Genomic DNA, 18,575 nt, shown 5'->3' on the forward strand with positions numbered 1-18,575 from the left:
TTCGTTCGGCTCCGTCGTCATGGCGTCACCGGTCCCGGTCACGAGTGAGCAGCGGATGGAGCAGGGCGCTCAGGGCCGAGACGCGCTGGTCGTCAAAGGCCGCGGAGCGAACCGGGGACGCCTCCTCCGCGGGGGCCGTGGAACAGCCCAGAGTGGCCGCGGCGAGACCGGCCGCGATGTCGTCGGCCGTACGGGCCCGCATCAGCAGGGACGGATCGATGGTGAGGCCGCCGCGCTGCTCCAGGGCCGTGGTCAGCTCGGCGATGACCAGGGAGTCCAGTCCCAGCGCCTGGATCGGGCGGTCGCCCGGGTCCTCGCCCAGAACGTGCACGAAGGCGTCCCGCACATGACCGCGCATCACGTCGTGGTCCCGTCCGCCGGTCGTCGGTGGGGAGATCACGCTGCGGATCTCCGTGGCCGCGCCGCGCGTCCCGGACCGCGCCGCGACCCGCGCCGGTACGGCGGGAGCGCCGGGCTCCGCGGGCGTGGGAGCTGTGCCGGGGAAGACGACCGCGCCGCCCGACCGTACGTGGTCGAGGAACGCGTCCGCCGCCTCGTCGGAGCCGATGGAGTGCGCGGCGGAGTAGGACGCGTCCGCCTCCATGCCGGTGCCCGTCCAGTTGGGCCACGCGTGCGCGGTGACCGTGGTGGCGGTGCCGTTCTCGCCCTCGGCCAACGCCAGTTGGTAGGCGTTGGCCAGGCTGTAGTCGACCAGGCCCCGGCCGGCCCGGGCCTGCGTGCCCGCGATCGAGGACACCAGGACCACGAAGTCGGCGCCCTGCTCCTGAGCCAGGCGTACGGCGTTCAGCGAGCCGGGGATCTTCGGGGCGAGGACCTTCGTGGCGTCGCTCCAGGGCCGGCGGTGCATCGCGCCGAAGGGGTTGACCCCGCCGGAGCAGTGCACGACACCGAGCAGCCGGCCCCAGCGCGCCCCGAACTCCCGCGTCACGGCGGCCAGAGCCGACGCGTCGGAGACGTCACAGGGCAGATACTTCACCTCTGCCTGCCTCGACAGCTCCCGCAGCGGTACGGAGTGGGCATCGTCCATCACGGACCGCCCGACCACGCCGATATGACGCGCTCCCCGGTCGACGAGCCGACGGATCAGACGCTGTCCGACCGCGCCGAGTCCGCCGGTCACCAGGTAGTACCCGGCACCGGACGGCTCGTAGGTCGGACCGGGCGGGGCGGTGACCGACTTCGGTACGTACCTGATGCCGTGGCGGTAGGCCGCGAAGGTGCCGGAGAGCGGGTCCGTGCCCGGATCGGCGTCGGGGCCGTGGAGCAGGGCCGCGTACTCGGCGGCGACCTGCCGGGCCCGGACGTCGGCCGGGTCTGCCGGGTCCAGGTCGACGACGGCGGAGTGCTTCCGGCTCTCCGCACAGGCCGCCCGCACGGCCATGGCCATGGCGGCGGCCTCCGGACGAAGCCGTCCACGTTCCGCCTCGTGCACGGCCGCGCCGTGGTGTCCCGCCCAGAGCAGCTTTCCGTGTGCGGGCAACGCCTCGACGAGGGCGCCGAGTTCGGACCAGAACGCGCTCAGGTCGTACGGCTCGGCGGCCTGTCGGCTCGGGGTGTCCACCACGACGACCGTGTCAGCGCTCAGCCCGGTCTCCTCGACTGCCGTGCCCCGGTCGCCGAGAGCGGCCGTGAGCGCGTCCCGCAGGGCGGGGTCCGTGGTGACGAGACGCACCGAGGAACGCCCCAACGGGGGGAGGGAAGGGGAAGGTTCGCCGACGCGCCACTCGACCCGGAGTGCTTCGGGGCGGCGCCCGGCTTCTGCTTCTGCCGTCGCGCCGCCGGCCGTGGCGGCGGTTCTGGCGGCGGTTCCGGCTGCGGCTGCGGCTGCCTCGGGGACGGTCGATGCCACGGCCTCGTGCACGTGCCAGTGCTTCTGGGCAACGAACGGATACGTGGGCAGGTCCGTGACCCGTGCTCCGGGCGCGGAGAGCGCCACCCATTCAACGTGCGCGTATCCGGCTCGCACCATGGTGACGACGGCGGTGTGGCGGTCCGGCCCCCCGGCCGGAACCGTGTCCCCCAGGGCCTGTTCGGCGGTCAGACCGCTGTCGACGCGGGCGATCGGCACTCTGCCGGCGGCGACGGTACGCAGCGCCGTCGCGAGCTCGGCGGCGTCGCGACCGCGCACGGCCGTCTGGAACTCCAGGGGCGAGCGACCGACGTTGGCCGTGTGGCAGAGGTCGGCGGTCTCCCAGTCGTCGCGTGCCGTGTCGAAGCGGTCGGCGTAGGCGGTGGCCAGGGCGCGTACGGCGACGTCGTCGACGCCGGTCACCCGCACCAGATGGCCGTCCTGGACCGCCCCCTCGCGGACCGCCACCGGCGGCGGCTCCTCGACGATGACGTGGGCGTTGACACCGCCCATGCCGAACGCGCTGATCGCGGCCCGCCGCGGGTGTCCACCACGCGGCCAGGGCCGCACACGGTCGGCGAGGTAGAAAGGAGTGTCCTCGAAACGGATGTGGTCATTGGGACGGGTGACATGCAGCGTCGGCGGAATCACCTCGTGCTCCATCGCCAGCAGGGCCTTCACCAGACCCGCCAGACCCGCAGCCGGCTCCAGATGACCGACGTTCGACTTCAGGGACCCGATCGCACAGAACTGCGCCCGACCGGTGTGCACCCGCCAAGCCCGGGTCAGCCCGTCGACCTCGATCGGATCACCCAGACTCGTCCCCGTACCATGCGCCTCCAGCAACCCGACCGTCTCCGGCGAGACACCCGCATCCCGCAGAGCCTCCGTGACGACGTCCCGTTGCGCGCGAGCGCTCGGCACCGTCAACCCGCTTGTGCGGCCCCCGTGGTTGACCGCGCTCCCCCGGATCACACCGCGCACCCGGTCACCGTCACGCAGGGCCGCCGCCAACGGCTTCACCACCACCGACACCACACCCTCACCCGGCACGAACCCGTCCGCCGCCGCGTCGAAAGCACGCGACGCACCCGAAGGTGACAGGGCCCGCAGGTTCCTCATGGCCACGTAGTGCAACGGCGACATGGCGACCCGGACACCTGCGACGATGGCCTGTTCGCACTCGCCGTTCCTGATGCTGCGCAGCGCCGTGTGCAGGGCCACCAGCGACGACGAGCACAACGTGTCCACCGTCATGCTCGGACCGTGCAGGTCCAGGAAGTGGCTGAGCCGGTTCGCGAGGAAGGCGTTGTGGTTGCCGAGGCCGCTGTGGGCGTCCATTTCCGGCGCGATGTTGTAGTCGCGGTAGTGCTGGTAGCTGGCGCCCACGAACACGCCTGTGGACGCAGAGAGTTGATGCGGCGGGAGGCCGGCCGACTCCAGTGCCTCCCAGGTCGTCCGCAGCAGCCAGCGGGCCTGGGGGTCGAGCACGTCGGCCTGCTTGGGGAAGAAGTCGAAGAAGCGGGCGTCGAACTCCTCGACGTTGCCGAGGAAGCCACCGACGTCGGACTCCGAGCCCTCCGCGTACGTCCCCCAGCGGTGGGCGGGCGCGGGGCCGATCTCCATGCCTCCCCGGGTGAGCAGCGACCACAACTCTGCCGGGTTCCGGGCGCCGGGCAGGGCGAGGGCGAGGCCGATGACGGCCATGTCCTTCGGGTCGGGCGTGGGTTCGGCGGTGACCGAGGGCGTGGCAAGTGCGGCGGTCCTGCCGGGCGCGTCCGTCTGCTCGGCGACACATGAGGCCAGGGCGCGGCAGTCCGCCGCGTCCAGGACGTCCGTGGGGCTCAGCCTTACGCCGTGGGTCTCCTCGATGTCGGCCGCGATGGCCGTCGCGAGCATCGAGTCGAGCCCGGCGGAGGACAGCGAGGTGGTGGGCGTGACGCTCGGATCGTGCAGGGCGCTGCGCACCACGGCGACCACCGAGGCCTCGATTCCGGCCCCGAGGGCGGGCGAGGACGCGTTCACGGCCGGCCGGGGCACGTCCTGCCGCGGCTCCTCGGCCGCTTCGGGTACGCCTTTCCCCGTCACCGTCCGGTACTCCACGTCCTCAAGGCGCACCAGCACCCGGCCTTCCGCGGACAGCAGGGTGGCGTGCCCGCGCCGTAACCCGTCCGGCGCGGTGTCGTCGGCGTCGAGCAGCACGTGGGCCGTCCGCGCAGGATCGGCCCGCCGTACGACCCGCCCGATGGACACCGGCAGATAGGTCGCCGACGCCGCGGCCGGGTCGGCCAGGGTCAGGACAGCCATGCTCTGCAGGGCGGCGTCCAGGGCGACCGCGGCCCTCTCCAGGCCGTCGCCGGTGGAGCCGTCGACCCGGGCGAGCACGCGCGCCGGCCCGAAGCGCACTTCCGCGAGGGACCGCAGGGGTGCGGCGAAGTCCATCCCCTTGGCCGCGAACCAGGCGTACAGGCCCGTGGGTTCCAGCGTCCGGTCGAGCCCCGCGCGCAGGGCGTCGATGTCACGGTCGCCGGACGGGTCGCCCAGCGCCTCGTCCGCGCGGCCCGTTTCGAGACGGGCGACGATCCGGTCGCCGTGCCGGAAGGTGACCGGCCCCGTGCGGGCGGGATCGTCCAGGTCGCTGGTGAGGGCGTGGAGTCCGGTGCCCCGGCCCACGAACGCGATCCGCCGCAGGACGTCGGCGCTCCCGAGTGCCAGGGCCAGCGTCAGCGCCCCCGGCACGGTCTCCTCACCGAACACGCGGTGGGCGCGGGACAGCCGGTGAACGGTCCCGGTCACGTCGACCGGGCCCTCGTCCGTGCCCTCGTCCGTGTCCTGCGTCCCCGTGGAGCCCGTCCGAAGGGATTCGGCCCGGAAGGGGTAGGGCGGCAGAGTGACCCGCCGGGCCGGCGTCCCCTCGTGCACCTGGCGCCAGTCGACGGTTCCGCCGCCGACGTGGAAGAAGGCCAGCCCGGTGCTCAACCGGTCGTCCGGGACGCGCAGTTGGGCCGCGAGCCGTTCGGGGGTGTACGACGTGAAGGGAGCCATCCGGGCGGCGAGCGCGGCGTCGGCCGTACGGGCGCCGCTCTCCAGGACCGTCCCGTCGCGCAGGACGGACCCGTGGGCATCGCCGCCCCGGCGCACTGTCCGCGCCAGCCCGGCCAGCAGGGCGTCGGCCGTGGAGCCGAGGACCGCCACGCGGTACCGCAGGTGCTCGCGCCCCACGTCGGCCGAGCGGCACAGCGCACCCGCGGCCGACGGCTCGGCCCGCAGCAGTCGTTCCAGGTCCGCCGCGCGCCGGGCCAGCCCCTGCGGCGTGTGCGCGGACAGGAGCAGGAGGTGTTCGCCCAGACGGGAGGGCACGGGGGCGTCCGCGGCGGGCGGTGCGGCGGAGTACTCCTCCACGACGATGTGCGCGTTGGTGCCGCCCATGCCGAAGGCGCTGATCCCCGCACGGCGCGGCCCGTCGGAGCGCCACGGTCGCGGCTCCGTCGGTATCACGAAGGGCCCGCCGGTGAGGTCGAAGTGCGTGCCGGGGGTCTCGTGGCCCGCGAGGGGCGGGATCTCCCCGTGCCGCAGGCAAAGGAGGACCTTGACCAGTCCGGCGAGTCCGGCGGCCGGTTCCAGATGGCCGACGTTGGCCTTCACCGAGCCGATGTGCACCGGCATACGCCGGTCCGGGTCGTCGCCGAACACCTCGGTGAGCGCGGCGATCTCGATCGGGTCGCCCAGCCGGGTCGCCGTGCCGTGGCTCTCGATCAGGGAGATGTCCGCCGGGGCTACGCCGGCGTCGTCGAGGGCGGCGCGGATGACGGCGGTCTGGGCCTCGCTGCGGGGCACGGGCAGGGCGCTGCCGCGGCCGCCGTGGTTGACGGCCGTCCCGCGGATCACGCCCCAGATCCGGTCACCGTCGCGCTCGGCGTCCTCAAGACGCCTGAGCATGACGGCGACCGCTCCCTCGCCGGGGACGAAGCCGTCAGCGCGGTCGTCGAAGGGGCGCGGCAGAGTCTCCGACAGGGCCCCGAGCTGGCTGAGGCTGCGGTAGTACCAGGGGGTGAGCCCGACGTGGCAGGCCGCCACGATCGCGGCTGCGCAGGTTCGGACGCGCAGCGCGGCGACCGCCTGCTGGACGGCGACCAGGGAGGAGGAGCACAGGGTGTCGACGGTCTGTGAAGGGCCCGTCAGGTCGAGCGCGTAGGAGATGCGGTTGGCCAGCACGGCGTTCAGGGAGCCGAGCGCGGTGTGCGGTCCGACGGTGTCCAGGCCCTGGGCGTCGCGGTGGTGGGTGTACGTGGCGCCGACGAAGACGCCTATGTCGCGGCGGTCGGCGAGACCGCTCTCGTCGCGTACCGCCCAGGCGTGTTCGAGCAGCAGCTTCTGCTGGGCGTCCATCTCCTCGGCCTCGCGCGCGGAGATGCCGAAGAACGACGGATCGAAGCGGTCGATGTCGTCGAGGAACGCGCCGGTGCGGCAGTAGGTCCCCGTCATGCGGGGGCCGCGTTGCTCGAAGTGCGCGTCGATGTCCCAGCGTTCGGCCGGGATCTCGGTGAATGCGTGTCCGCCGGAGCGCAGCAGCGGCCACAGACCGGCCACGTCGGGCGCTCCGGGCAGGTCGCCGGAGACGGCGACCACGGCCACGTCCGTGCCCCGCGCGGTGTCCGCCCGCTGAGGACGGGCAGCCGGGGCGGCCTCCGGCTCGGGCTCCCGCACGTCCTGCGCGGCCGGCGCCGCCGGTTCCCGAGTCTCCCGGGCGGCCGGCGCCTGCACCGCGCCGGCCGCACCGTACCGGTCCGTCAACGCCCGTGCGAGTTCCGCGAAGTCGCCGTGTTCCAGGAAGAGGGTGGCCGGGAGGTGGAGGCCCCACCGGCGGGACAGCTCCTCCGACAGCTCGACGCTCATGATGGAGCTCATGCCGTAGTCGGCGAGAGGTGTGCGGCGGTCGAAGGAGGCCACGCCGAGCCCTTCGGCGAGGAAGCGCTCCAGCTCGTCCTCCACCCTCTCCCGGCCCGCTTCGGCGTGTACGCCGCCCAAGTCGTCGTGTTCCGGGCGGGTCGGCGTCCGCGTGGCCGCGGTGGCCAGCCGGTCGCCGGCGTTCGGCCGGGGCTCCGTGCCGTCGGGGTGGGCGACGATCACCTGGCGGGCGGCCCCGCCCAGGACGGCGATCAACGCGTCCAGGGCCTCGGCCGTGCCCAGCGGCCGGACGCCCCGGCGCCGGAGCTGGTCCGCGACCGCGGTGCCCATGCCGACCTCGCCCCACAGGCCCCAGTCGACGCTGAGCCAGGGCATGCCGTGCGCGTGGGCGAAGGCGTCCAGGTAGGCGTTGGCGGCGGCGTACCCGCCCTGGCCGAGGTTGCCGAAGGTGCCGGAGACGGAGGCGAACAGGACGGCGAAATCGAGGTCGGTTCCGGCGACGGCGGCGGCGAGTTCGCGGACGCCGTCGGCCTTGGGCCGCATGACCGCGGTGATGTCCTCGGCGGTGGTGGACCGGATCAGTCCGTCCTTGAGAGTGCCCGCCGCGTGGACCACGCCGTGCAGCTCGCCGTGCTCGCCTCGGATGTGTTCCACGACGGCCCGGAGCTCACCCGGGGCGGTGACGTCGGCGGCGTACGACACGACGGTGCATCCCGCCGATCCGATCCCGGCCAGGCGGGACGGGGCGGCGCCCGCCGCGCCGCTCCGGCTGACGAGCGCGACGAGTCCGGCGCCCTCCGCGGCGAACCGGCGGGCCACCTCCAGGCCCAGTCCCCCGTGCCCGCCGAGGACGAGATAGCGGCCGCCCTGCCTGATGGGCCGGCACGCCGGGCGGGCCTGCTCGCCGAACAGGCGTACGGGCTCGTGGCGGACGCCGTGCCGGTAGCCGACCTCCGTGGGGCCGTCGCCGAGTTCCGCCGTGAGTGCGTCGTCGTCGGCGGCGGCGTCGTCGAGATCGACGAGCCGGGGGCGCAGGCCGGGGTACTCGATGGCCGCCGTGCGGACGAGACCCCACAGGGCCGCGCGGGCGGGCACGGGCGTGTCGTCGTCCGCCACCGGCTGGGCGTGCCGAGTCACCACGAGGAAGCGGGACTTGCGCTGCCGCTCGCCGAGCGTCTTCAGGGCGGCGAAGCACCCGTACAGTCCGGCGCGGAGTTCGGTGTCCTCCGCGCTGTCGTCGGCCGGTTCGGTCGCGGTCCACAGGTGCACGACTCCCGCCACCGGGTCTCCGACGGCCTCCCACAGCCGCCGGAATCCGTCCTCGTCGGCGTGCGGCAGGACGAGGCGGTCGCGGTCCTGTGCCGGGTGCACGGCGGACGTGCCGAGGCCGACCTCCACCACGCGGGCACCCTCGGCGCGCAGTTGCCGGACGGTGCGCTCGCCGGAGGCGTCGCCGTGGTGGAGGACCACCCAGGTGCCTTGCGCAGGCTCGCGCTCGGGGCCGGGCGCGGGCCGCCAGTGGATGCGGGAGACGGGCTGCACGGCCTGCCCCGACGGCTCGGCGTCCAGGCCGGGTCCGGGCGCCACCGCGGTCGTACGGCGCATGCGCACACCTTCGAACTCCGCGGCGACCTCGCCCGAAGGCCCGAGGAGCACGGCGTCGGCCGTCGAGTAGGCGCCGTCGGCACCGGTCCTGCGGACCAGGACCTCGACCCCGGACGACAGGGCGGACAGATCGGTGTGGACGGCGATGCGGGCCACGCCGATCGGCAGCATGGGCTGCGGTCCGGTCGCTCCCGAGAGGTCCTGGAGCGCGCAGCTCACGACCTGGAACACGCCGTCCGTCAGCAGGGGGTGGGCGAACCACGGCATGGGCTCGGCGTCGCTGCGGAGGACGCCTCGGGCGGCGCCCTCCCCGACGGTGAGCTCCCGGACCGTGCGGAAGTCGGGCCCGTACCGCAGGCCGGCGCGCGACCAGCTCTCGTACAGGTCGTCCGGGGTGATCGTGCGCATGCCGGTCACCTGCGGGACGACCCTGGGCGTCGAGCCGTCCGGGAGCGGCCGACCGCGGCCGGTGGACAGTTGTTTGCGTGCCCCGGCCACGACGATGCTCAGTTCGAAGCGGGTGTCCGGGTCGTGGCCGACGTCGAGCCGGACGGCCGCCGTCGCGTCGTCGGCGATGGTGAGGGGCCTGAGGAAGGCCACGTCGGTGAGCTCCAGCGGCGTGAACGGCCCGAGCCGGGCGACGCCCACCATCGCCATCTCCATCTGCACCGCGGCGGGCAGCAGTCCGGTGCCCGCGGCGCGGTGCTGGGCGATGAGGGGTTCGTGTCCCGCGAAGGTCTTCTCGTAGGTCTCGGCTCGGTGTGTCACTGTCCCTCGCTCCGGTGCTCGTAGTGGCGGTCGAACAGCGGGTGGCTGACGGCGTTCGTCACGGCGCGGCGGCGAGCGGGGGGCGCGGCCAGCGGCTCTCGGTGGAACGGATAGGTGGGAATGGTGGTCGTGCGGTGCTGCTTGCCCTCGTGGAGCGCGCTCCAGTTCAGGTCGGCGCCCGTGCGGTTGTGGTGGGCGGCCAGGGCGGTGTGCAGCTGGACCTGGTCCTTGCGCCCGCGGTGGAGGGTGGTGAGCCAGACGGGGTGCGGCTCGGCGAGGGTCGTACGGGCCAGGGGCGTGAGGTGGGGGTGGGGGCCGATCTCCCAGACGGCCTGCGGGCCGGTCTCGGCGAGGGCGGTCAGGGCCTGGGTGAAGCGGACGGGCCGGCGGACGGCCTCGGCCCAGTGCCCGGCGTCGACGGCGGAGTCCGGGGTGTGCCAGGTCCCGGTGAGGGTGGCCGCGAACGGGATGGCGGGCGGCTTGAGGGCGGTGGCGGCCACGGCCTCGGCGAAAGGCGCGACGGCCGGTTCCATGTCGGCGGAGTGGAAGGCGTGGCTGACCGTGAGGAGCTGGGTCCGGTGCGGGGTCTCCTCGCGGAAGCGGGCGAGCGCGTCGGCCGGGCCCGTGACGGTGTGGACCTGGGGCGCGTTGTAGGCGCCGATCTCGAGGCCGGGATGGGCCCGCAGCGCGGCGGTGAGGGTGTCGGTGTCGGTGTGGACGACCGCCATGGCGCCGGTCGAGGGCCGGTCCTGCATGAGGCGTCCGCGCAGGGCGGTCAGGCGGAGCAGGTCGGGCAGGGAGAGCACACCGGCGGCCCAGGCGGCGGTGAGCTCGCCGAGGCTGTGCCCGGCGACGGCGTCGGGGCGCACCCCGGCGGCCTCCAGGTACCGGGCCAGGGCCACCTCGACGCTGACGATGGCGGGCTGCGCGTACCGGGTCTGGTCCAGCAGGTGCTGGGCGTCGCCCCACAGCAGGTCGAGCAGCGGGACGTCGGTGTGCGGGACGAGGAGGTCGGCGCACTCGTGCAGCGCGTCGCGGAAGCACGGTTCCGTGGTGTACAGGTCCCGGCCCATGCCGGGGTACTGGGAGCCCTGGCCGGTGAACAGGAAGGCCGTGGTGGCGGGCTTGCCGGTGCGCCGGACGACGGGTGTACGGCCGGCCGCGACGTCGGTGAGCCGGTCGGCCAGTTCCCGGGCGGTGGCACCGTGCACGGCGACACGGTGGCGCTGGGCGGCGCGGCCGGTGTTCGCGGTGAAGGCGACGTGCCCCAGCCGGTCCTCGGGCGTGACGGCCACGTGGTCGGCGTAGGCGGTGGCGAGGTCGCGCACGGCGGCCTCGTCGACGCCGGTGACCCGTACGAGATGACTGTCCTGCACCAGGCCCGCAGGGGCGGGCACGTCCGGTGCCTCTTCGACGATGACGTGCGCGTTGACCCCGCCCATGCCGAAGGCGCTCACCGCCGCACGACGCGGCCCGCCCGTACGCGGCCACTCGACGGGCCGGTCCGCGAGGTAGAACGGCGTTCCCTCGAAGCGGATGTGGTCGTTCGGCCGCGACACGTTCACCGTCGGCGGGACGACCCCGTGCTCCAGCGCCAGCAGGACCTTCACCAGCCCCGCGAGCCCTGCCGCGGGCTCCAGGTGGCCGATGTTGCTCTTCAGGGAGCCCAGCGCGCAGAACTGCGACCGCGCCGTGAAGCGGCGCCACGCACGTGTCAGCCCCTCCACCTCGATCGGATCGCCCAGTCCCGTGCCCGTGCCGTGCGCCTCGACCAGACCGATCGACTCCGGCGACACCCCCGCGTCCGCCAGAGCCGCGGCCACGACCTCCTGCTGCCCCCCACCGCTGGGAACCGTCAGGCCGCTCGTACGGCCGCCGTGATTGACCGCGGTCCCCCGGATCACACCGCGCACCCGGTCCCCGTCGCGCAGCGCCGCCGCCAAGGGCTTCACCACGACCGACACGACCCCCTCGCCCGGTACGAACCCGTCCGCACCGGCGTCGAAGGCGCGCGACCTGCCGGTGGGCGAGAACGACCTGAGGCGTGAGCCGAGCTGGAAGTACTGGGGCGACATCCCCATGTGCACTCCGGCGACGATCGCCTGCTCGCACTCCCCGTTGCGGATGCTCCGCACCGCCGTGTGCAGGGCCACCAGCGACGACGAGCAGAGCGTGTCGACCGTCATGCTGGGGCCGTGCAGGTCGAGGAAGTAGCTGAGCCGGTTGGCGAGGATCGCGTTGTGGTTGCCGAGGCCGGCCGCGGTCTGGACGACGTCGTCGACGACCACGTCGCGGTAGTGCTGGTAACTGGCGCCCACGAACACGCCCGTGGAGCGGTGCGGCTTCCCCGCCAGCCCTGCGTCCTCCAGGGCGCGCCACGCCGACTGGATCAGATGCCGCTGCTGCGGGTCGATCCACTGCGCCTCGGCGGGCGACAGCCGGAAGAACCCGGGGTCGAAGTCGGTCAGCCCGTCGACGAAGCCGGCCCGCCTGAGGTACACGGTGCCGGGCCTGCCGTCGGTGCCGTAGTAGGCGTCGATGTCCCAGCGGGAGGCGGGTACTTCGCTGAGGCAGTCCTCACCGTCGAGCAGGACCCGCCACAGTTCCTCGGTGTCGGCGGCGTTCGGGAAGACACCGTCGATGCCGATGACGGCGATGTCGTGACGCTCCGGGTCGGCCGTGCCGGCGGCCGACGCAGCGGGAGTGACGAACGGCTCTGTCACGGGGGCGAGTTGCCGGTCCCGAGGATCCGAGAGCGTGGCGTCTCCTGGCACCGCGGTGTACGCGGCGTCTCCAGCCTCCGCGGCGTACGCGGCGTCTCCAGGCTCCGCGGTATGCGTGGCGTCTTCCGGCACCGCGGTGTACGCGGCTTCGCCGGGCACGGTGGTGACGCCGTACTCCTCACGGAGCTCGGCGGCGAGCCGGTCGACCGATCCGGTTTCGAGGACGAGGGTCACGGGGATGTCGACGCCCAGCTTGGCGCGGAGGTCCTGCGCCAGCGCGACGGCGAGCACGGAGTCGAGCCCCTGCTCCTGCAACGGGCGGTCCGGTTCGAGCTCGTCGATCCCCGTCTCCAGGGCGTCGGCCACCCACCGGGCCAGGGCGGCGTCGAGACCGTCGCCCCGTCCCGTGCCGGCGGACCGGGCGGGCACGGAACGGTGACCGTTGCTTTCGGCGGCCGGGGCCACGGACCGGCCGGAACCGGCGCCGATGCCCCGGGCCGTGACGGGACGCGGGGCACCGGCCGACGGCGTGCTGGACAGCCGCTTCCAGGTGATGCCGCGGGCTTCCAGCACCGGCTCGTCACCGTCGAGGATCACCAGACTCGCGGTCAGCAGACCGGAGTCGGGACCGGTCTCCCGGTCGCGCCGGGCGTACACGCGGACTGTGGCCGGGATACGGCCGAGGACCGTGAGCCGTTCGACGGCGAATGGCACGTACAGGCCCTGAGCGCCGCACGCGGTGAGGGCGACCTGGAAGGCTCCGTCAAGGAGCCGCGCGTCGACCACACCGTCGGGTGCGGCCCCGGCGCGGAGCACGCCCGTCGCCTGACCGGGTGCGGTGGAGAGGGCGGCGACGGTCCGGAAGGCGGAGCCGTAGAAGAGTCCGTCGCGCTCGAACGCGCGGTAGAGCGCGTCGAGTTCGACGGTGGTGAAGCCGTCGCCGGACGGCGGGACGGGGAGCCCCGGGTGTTCCGGCGCGGTCAGCTCGGCGGTGCACACGAGGGCGCCGTTGCCGTCGCGGAACGAGACCTGTGCTCCGTCGTGTTCGGCCGACAGGGTTGCGGGCGTCTCGACGCTCCTGCGGAACGTCAGGTCGCGTAGGCCGAACCGTTCGCGGCCGACGAACTCGGCCACCTTGCCGGGGTAGGCCGCCCCGGGCAGGGTCGGCTTGCCGAGGACCACGTGCTCGGCGGCCTCGGGGAGCTCCGCCCACGAGTCGGTCGTACGACCGGTCGCGGCGGCCTCGCCGTGGACGTCACCCTGATGGGCCGCGCGGGGCCGGGCCTCGCCCGGCGCCGGGGGCGTCGGCTGCGGCCGCGGCTGTCCGGTCGGCTCCAGCCAAAGGTACCTCTCGTCGTGCGGCGCGGTCGGGAAGCGTACGCCCGCCCTGCCCGGCCCGGTGGAGAGGTCCGCGCCGGTGATGAACTTCCGGGCCACCGCCTCCAGTTCCTCGCGGCTCGCCCCGTCCTGGGCCGTCGCCTTCTCCGTGCGCCCGGAGCCGTCGGCCACCCCCAGGTAGAGGGAGCGGGCCTCGTCCACGCCGGCCAGGAAAAGCCGCAGCTTGTCGTCGAGCTGTTCGAGGCTGTCGACGACGCAGGCGAGCCGGTGTGCCTCCGCCGGACGCCTGCGGCTCGCCTCGCTCAGCGACCTGAGGGACGGGCAGTACGGGGAGCGCAGCATCAGCACGAGGCGGTGCACCAGGGTGCGCAGCGCCGCTTCCGACACCGCCGACAGGGTCAGCAGCCGGGGCAGCCGGTCGCGGTCCGCGGCGTCCTCGTCGACGCGGGGAGCGGCCTCGACCACTACGTGGGCGTTCGCGCCGCCGAAGCCGAAGCTGCTGACGCCCGCGATCCGCGGCCCCTCCCAGGGCAGCTGCCGGCCGGCGACGAACAGCGGCGAGGCCGCGAAGTCGAACGACTTGTTCGGGGTGGTGAAGTTGAGGGACGGCGGGATGCTTCCGGCCTGGAGGGCGAGGATCGTCTTGATGAGTCCGGCGATGCCGGCGGCGGGCTCCAGATGGCCGATGCTCGTCTTCACCGATCCCACGGCGACCGGGTGCGCTGCCTCCTTGCCGAGGACCGCGTGCAGCGCTTCGAGTTCGGTGAGGTCACCGAGCTGTGTGCCGGTGCCGTGCGCCTCGACGTAGCCGATGTCGCCGGCGGCGACCCCGGAGGCCGCGAGTGCCTTGCGCAGCACCGCCGTCTGGGCGGGCCTGCTGGGCGCGGTGAGGAAGCCGGCGCTCCCGCCGGTGTGGTTGACGGCGGTACCGCGGATCACGGCGAGGACCGGGTCCCCGTCGCGCCGGGCGTCCGCGAGCCGCTTCAGGACGACGACGCCGCAGCCCTCGCCGCGGACGTAACCGTCGGCCCCCTCGTCGAAGGCCCGGCACACGCCCTGGGGGGACAGCATGCCGTTGCGTGCGAAGGAGCGCGTCTTGTCCGGCGTCAGGACCAGGTTGGCCGCGCCCACGACGGCGGCGTCGACGTCACCCGACCGCAGGTGCAGGGCGGCCTGGTGCAGGGCGACGAGGGACGACGAGCACGCCGTGTCCACGGCCACGCTCGGTCCCGACCAGTCGAAGACGTGCGACAGCCGGTTGGCGACCATGGAGATCGCGGTGCCCGTGGCGACGTGCGGGTCGCCGTGGCCGATGCTCCGCGCCACCAGCTCCGGGAAGTCGCTCGCGATCGTGCCGATGAAGACGCCGGTGCCGGCGCCGAGCGACACGTGGTCGTGGCCGCTGCTCTCCAGCGCCTCGGCGGTCACGCTCAGCAGGATGCGCTGCAGAGGGTCCAGGCGCCGGGCCTCGCGGTCGGTGAGGCCGAAGCGTGCGGGGTCGAAGTACTCGACTCCGTCGACCCAGCCCATCTGCACCTCGTCGGCCTCGGCCTCGGTCCACAGGTGGGCCCAGCCGCGCCTGCCCGCCGGCGCGTCACCGACGCTGGAGACGCCGTTGACCAGGTTGAGCCAGAACTCGTCCGGGGTGGCGGCGCCGGGGAACCGGCACGCCATCCCGACCACGGCCAGCGCACTGCCGGGGGCGTCCTCCCGCACGGGCCCGGGGTGTTCGGGTTCCGCCACGACCCTCACGGACGGACTCTTCCCCTCCGCCGCCGTCTCACGCGGGGGCCCGGCGGCCGCGGAGACGGGGGTGTGCACCTCCGGCCCCGGCTCCGGCTGAGCCTGCGGCTGCGGCTGCGGCTGCGGCTCGGTGATCTGCACCAGGCCGTCGGCGGCCAGCAGACGGGCCAGCTTGGTCGCGGTGCCGGTCGCGAAGATCGACGGAGCGGTGACTTCCGCACCCAGCTCGCGGCTGAGGCGTACGGCGGCGACGGTGACGTTGGCCGAGTCGCCGCCGAGATCGAAGAAGTTGGCGTCCGCGGCGAAGCCGGGCTGGCCCACGGTGTCGGCGAAGACGCGCGCGATGAGCTCGGTCAGTGCCTCCGCGGTGAGGGCGGCGGCTGCGGGAACGGCAGGCGCAGCGGCGACGTCAGGTGCGGGAGCGGTGACGGACGGGGCAGGCGCAGCGGCGACGTCAGGTGCGGGAGTGGTGACGGACGGGGCAGGCGCCGCACCGGCGCGAAGAACCGTGTCGCGCGTCGGCAGCGGCAACCGGGTCCGCGCCACCTTCCCGTTGTCGGTCAGGGGCAGCGCGTCGATCCGTACGTAGGCGTCCGGCACCATGTAGTCGGGCAGCGAGGCGCCGACGAACTCGTCCAGCCGGGCCTTCGCCGGCAGGCCGTCGCCGACCAGATAGGCGGTCAGGCGCGGTTCGCCCCGGCCCTCGAAGCGGGCGGCAGCGACGACGGCCGCGGTGATCCCGGGGAACCGTTCCAGCACCTGCTCGATCTCGGCGGGCTCGATGCGGTTGCCCCGCACCTTGACCTGGGCGTCGGCACGGCCGAGCCATTCGATGGCGCCGTCGGCGTGAAGCCGTACCTCGTCACCGGTCCGGTAGAGGCGTACCCCGGTGACGGGGTGGACGACGAAGGCGTCCGCCGTGAGGTCGGGCCGGTGGGCGTACCCCTGGGCGAGTCCGGCGCCGGAGATCCAGAGCGCGCCCGTCGTACCGGGTGCGCACGGCTCCAACTGCTCGTCCAGGACGTGCAGGTGCAGGTTCGGCAGCGGCTCGCCGAGCGGGACGAATGCGCCCACGGAGGTGACGCGGTGGGCGGAGGCCCAGATGGTGGCCTCGGTGGGGCCGTACAGGTTCCACAGGACACGGGCCGAGGTGTGCAGGCCCTCGGCGACGCTCCGCGGCAGGGCCTCGCCGCCCGAGAGGACGGTGAGTTCCGCGTGCGGGGTCCACCCGGTGGCCAGCAGGAGCCGCCACATGCTCGGCGTGGCCTGGGCGACGGTCACCTCGCCGGCCAGTTCGGCCAGGCGTTGCGGATCGCGCGCCACCTCGCGCGAGGCGAGGACGACCGTGGCGCCGACGGTCAGCGGCAGGAACAGTTCCAGCAGGGAGATGTCGAAGGCGACCGTCGTGTGGGCGAGTACGGCCTCCTCGGCCGAGGAGCCCAGCCGCTCGCCGATCCCGGTGAGGAAGTTGGCGAGCGCCCCGTGCTCGATCTCCACGCCCTTGGGGGTGCCCGTGGATCCGCTGGTGAACAGGAGGTAGGCGAGGTCGTGCGTATCGACCCGCGGCGGCACGGCCGATGCCGAGCCGTCCGCCTCCGGTACGCGCAGGGCGGTGCCCAGGGAGGCGCCGAGAGCGTGGGTGGTGCGGTCGGTGAGGATCAGGTCGCACCGCGCGATCTCGGTGTATCCGCGCAGCCGGTCCGTGGGGTACGCCGGGTCGAGCGGGAGGAAGGCGGCGCCGGACCGGAGGATGCCGAGGAGGGCGGGGATCAGGTGGATGTCCCGTTCGACCAGGACACCGACGACCGATCCGGACTCGATGCCCTGGTCGTGCAGACGGGCGGCGATCGCGTCGGCCCAGGCATCCAGGGCGGCGTAGTCGAGGGTGCGGGTGCCGCTGCGGACGGCGGTGGCCGTGGGCCGGCCGGCGATCGCGGCGGCGAACAGGTCGAGTACGGTCGCGCTGCCGGGTGCCGTCGTCGCCGTGGTCTCCGTCGTCTTCTCGGTGTCCGGCCGGGTGGCGTCGGGCCGGGGCGCGGGCTGCGTCCCGTCGCCGTGGAACAGGGCGGCCAGGGCGAGGTCCTCGACCCGCTCGGTGAACTCCAGTGCCTCGTCGCGTCCCATCGCGGTGTCGCGGATGAAGACGGTCGGCGGGCCGTCCTGCAGGCAGAGCAGCGCGATCTCGGTGTGCGGTTCGGCCGACGCCTCCTCCCCCGCGCTGCGTTCGAGGACCATCACATCGGTGAACGTCGGCTCCCCGGAGCCCAGGGGGCGTCCCGCGAGGCCGAGCCGGACCTCGAGGTCGGCGGCGTAGCCGTGCCGGGCGGCGGCCTCGTCGAGCTTCTCGCGCAGGGCACGGGCGCTGTCGCCGTCGAACCGTACGGGGAAGCGCGCGGCGGCGATGCCGTGGGTTTCCTCGGCCCGTACGCGGGCGGCCGACGAGGACCAGGCAAAGTCGAAGGTCCGCTCGCCCGCGCGCTCGGCCACGACGTCGAGGAAGGCGCGGACGACACCGATCGCCTCCTCGCGGGAGCCGGGGACGAACGCGAGCTCGTAGCGGCCGTAGTGCGCCGCGCCGGCGCTGAAGTCGTCGACGGGCAGCCGCGCCGGGCGCAGGTCCCGCAGCCGCGCGCTCCACCACGGTTCGTGGGCCCGCAGCGGCTTCTGGGCGGCGGCGATGGCGGCGAGCCGTTCCTCGCCGACGGGAGGCAGGGGTGCGCCTTCGACGGCGCCGAGTCGCTGTGCGGCGGCCTGGCCGCTGAGGGCGCTGCCGTCGACGGCGGCGAAGTCGCTGAGGACGAGGTCGGCGTCCGGGGCGGACAGGGTCAGCGCCGAGGTGGTCACCGACTGCACGACGGTGTCCGTGCGGGGCTCGTCCCGGGGGATGAGCCGGATCTGCCGGGTGAGGACGGCGCCCTGTTCGGTGACGAGCGTGGGTACGCCGAGCGGGTTCGGGAAGCTGCCGTGGTCCAGGGCCTTGGAGATGCGGGTGGCCTCGGCGGCCGAGGTGCCGGCGTGGACGAGCCCGCCGGAGGCCATGCGGGCGGACCGCCGGTAGAACCGCCGCTCGCGGTCACCGGTGTCGACGGGGTCGGGCAGGGTGCCCGCCACGACGTGCGGGACGAGGTCCTTGAACAGTTCGATCCCGGCCTCGGCGGTCTCGTACGTCAGTGAGAGCGCGGTGGAGTGGTCGCGGACCGGGAACCAGCGTTCGAGCAGGACGTTGCCGGCGTCCACGGCCTCCGTCATCCGGTGCCAGGTCGCCGCGTGCCGGGTCGCGCCCTCGTAGAGGGCCCAGGCCGGTACGTTGCTGCCGGAGTAGCGGGGCAGGGGCCCGTCGTGGAAGTTGACCGCGGCGACCGCGGGCAGGTCCAGGACGTCCGCAGTCAGAATGCGGAAGTTGACCATGCTGAACAGGTAGTCGAACTTCCGCTCGGACAGCGTCGCCCCCAGGTCGCCGTGCGGGTCGAGCACGGGCACGGCGTGTTCGCCCGCCCACGCGACGACCGCCGGCTCGTCGCTGAGGATTCCCTCGATGCGCACGCCCGCGTCGAGCAGCTGTGCGGCGCACTGGGTGAGGACCCTGGTTCCCCCGATGATGTAGCAATTGGTCGTCATGC

Annotated in this window: 2 protein-coding genes; both read right to left on the reverse strand. The window is 74.0% G+C overall.

What is annotated here, in order from left to right; translation table 11 throughout:
- Positions 1–25: 25 nt before the first annotated feature.
- The gene (locus ACZ6ZQ_RS06625) at positions 26–9,151 is read right to left on the reverse strand and encodes an SDR family NAD(P)-dependent oxidoreductase (RefSeq protein ID WP_469767458.1); all 9,126 of its coding nucleotides are present in this window, start codon (positions 9,149–9,151) and stop codon (positions 26–28) included.
- Complete coding sequence (locus tag ACZ6ZQ_RS06630) at positions 9,148–18,573, reverse strand: amino acid adenylation domain-containing protein (protein WP_469767459.1); 9,426 nt, start codon at positions 18,571–18,573, stop codon at positions 9,148–9,150. The genes ACZ6ZQ_RS06625 and ACZ6ZQ_RS06630 overlap by 4 nt, the downstream gene beginning before the upstream one ends.
- Positions 18,574–18,575: the final 2 nt, after the last annotated feature.

Source organism: Streptomyces sp. NPDC053673, from assembly GCF_055585225.1.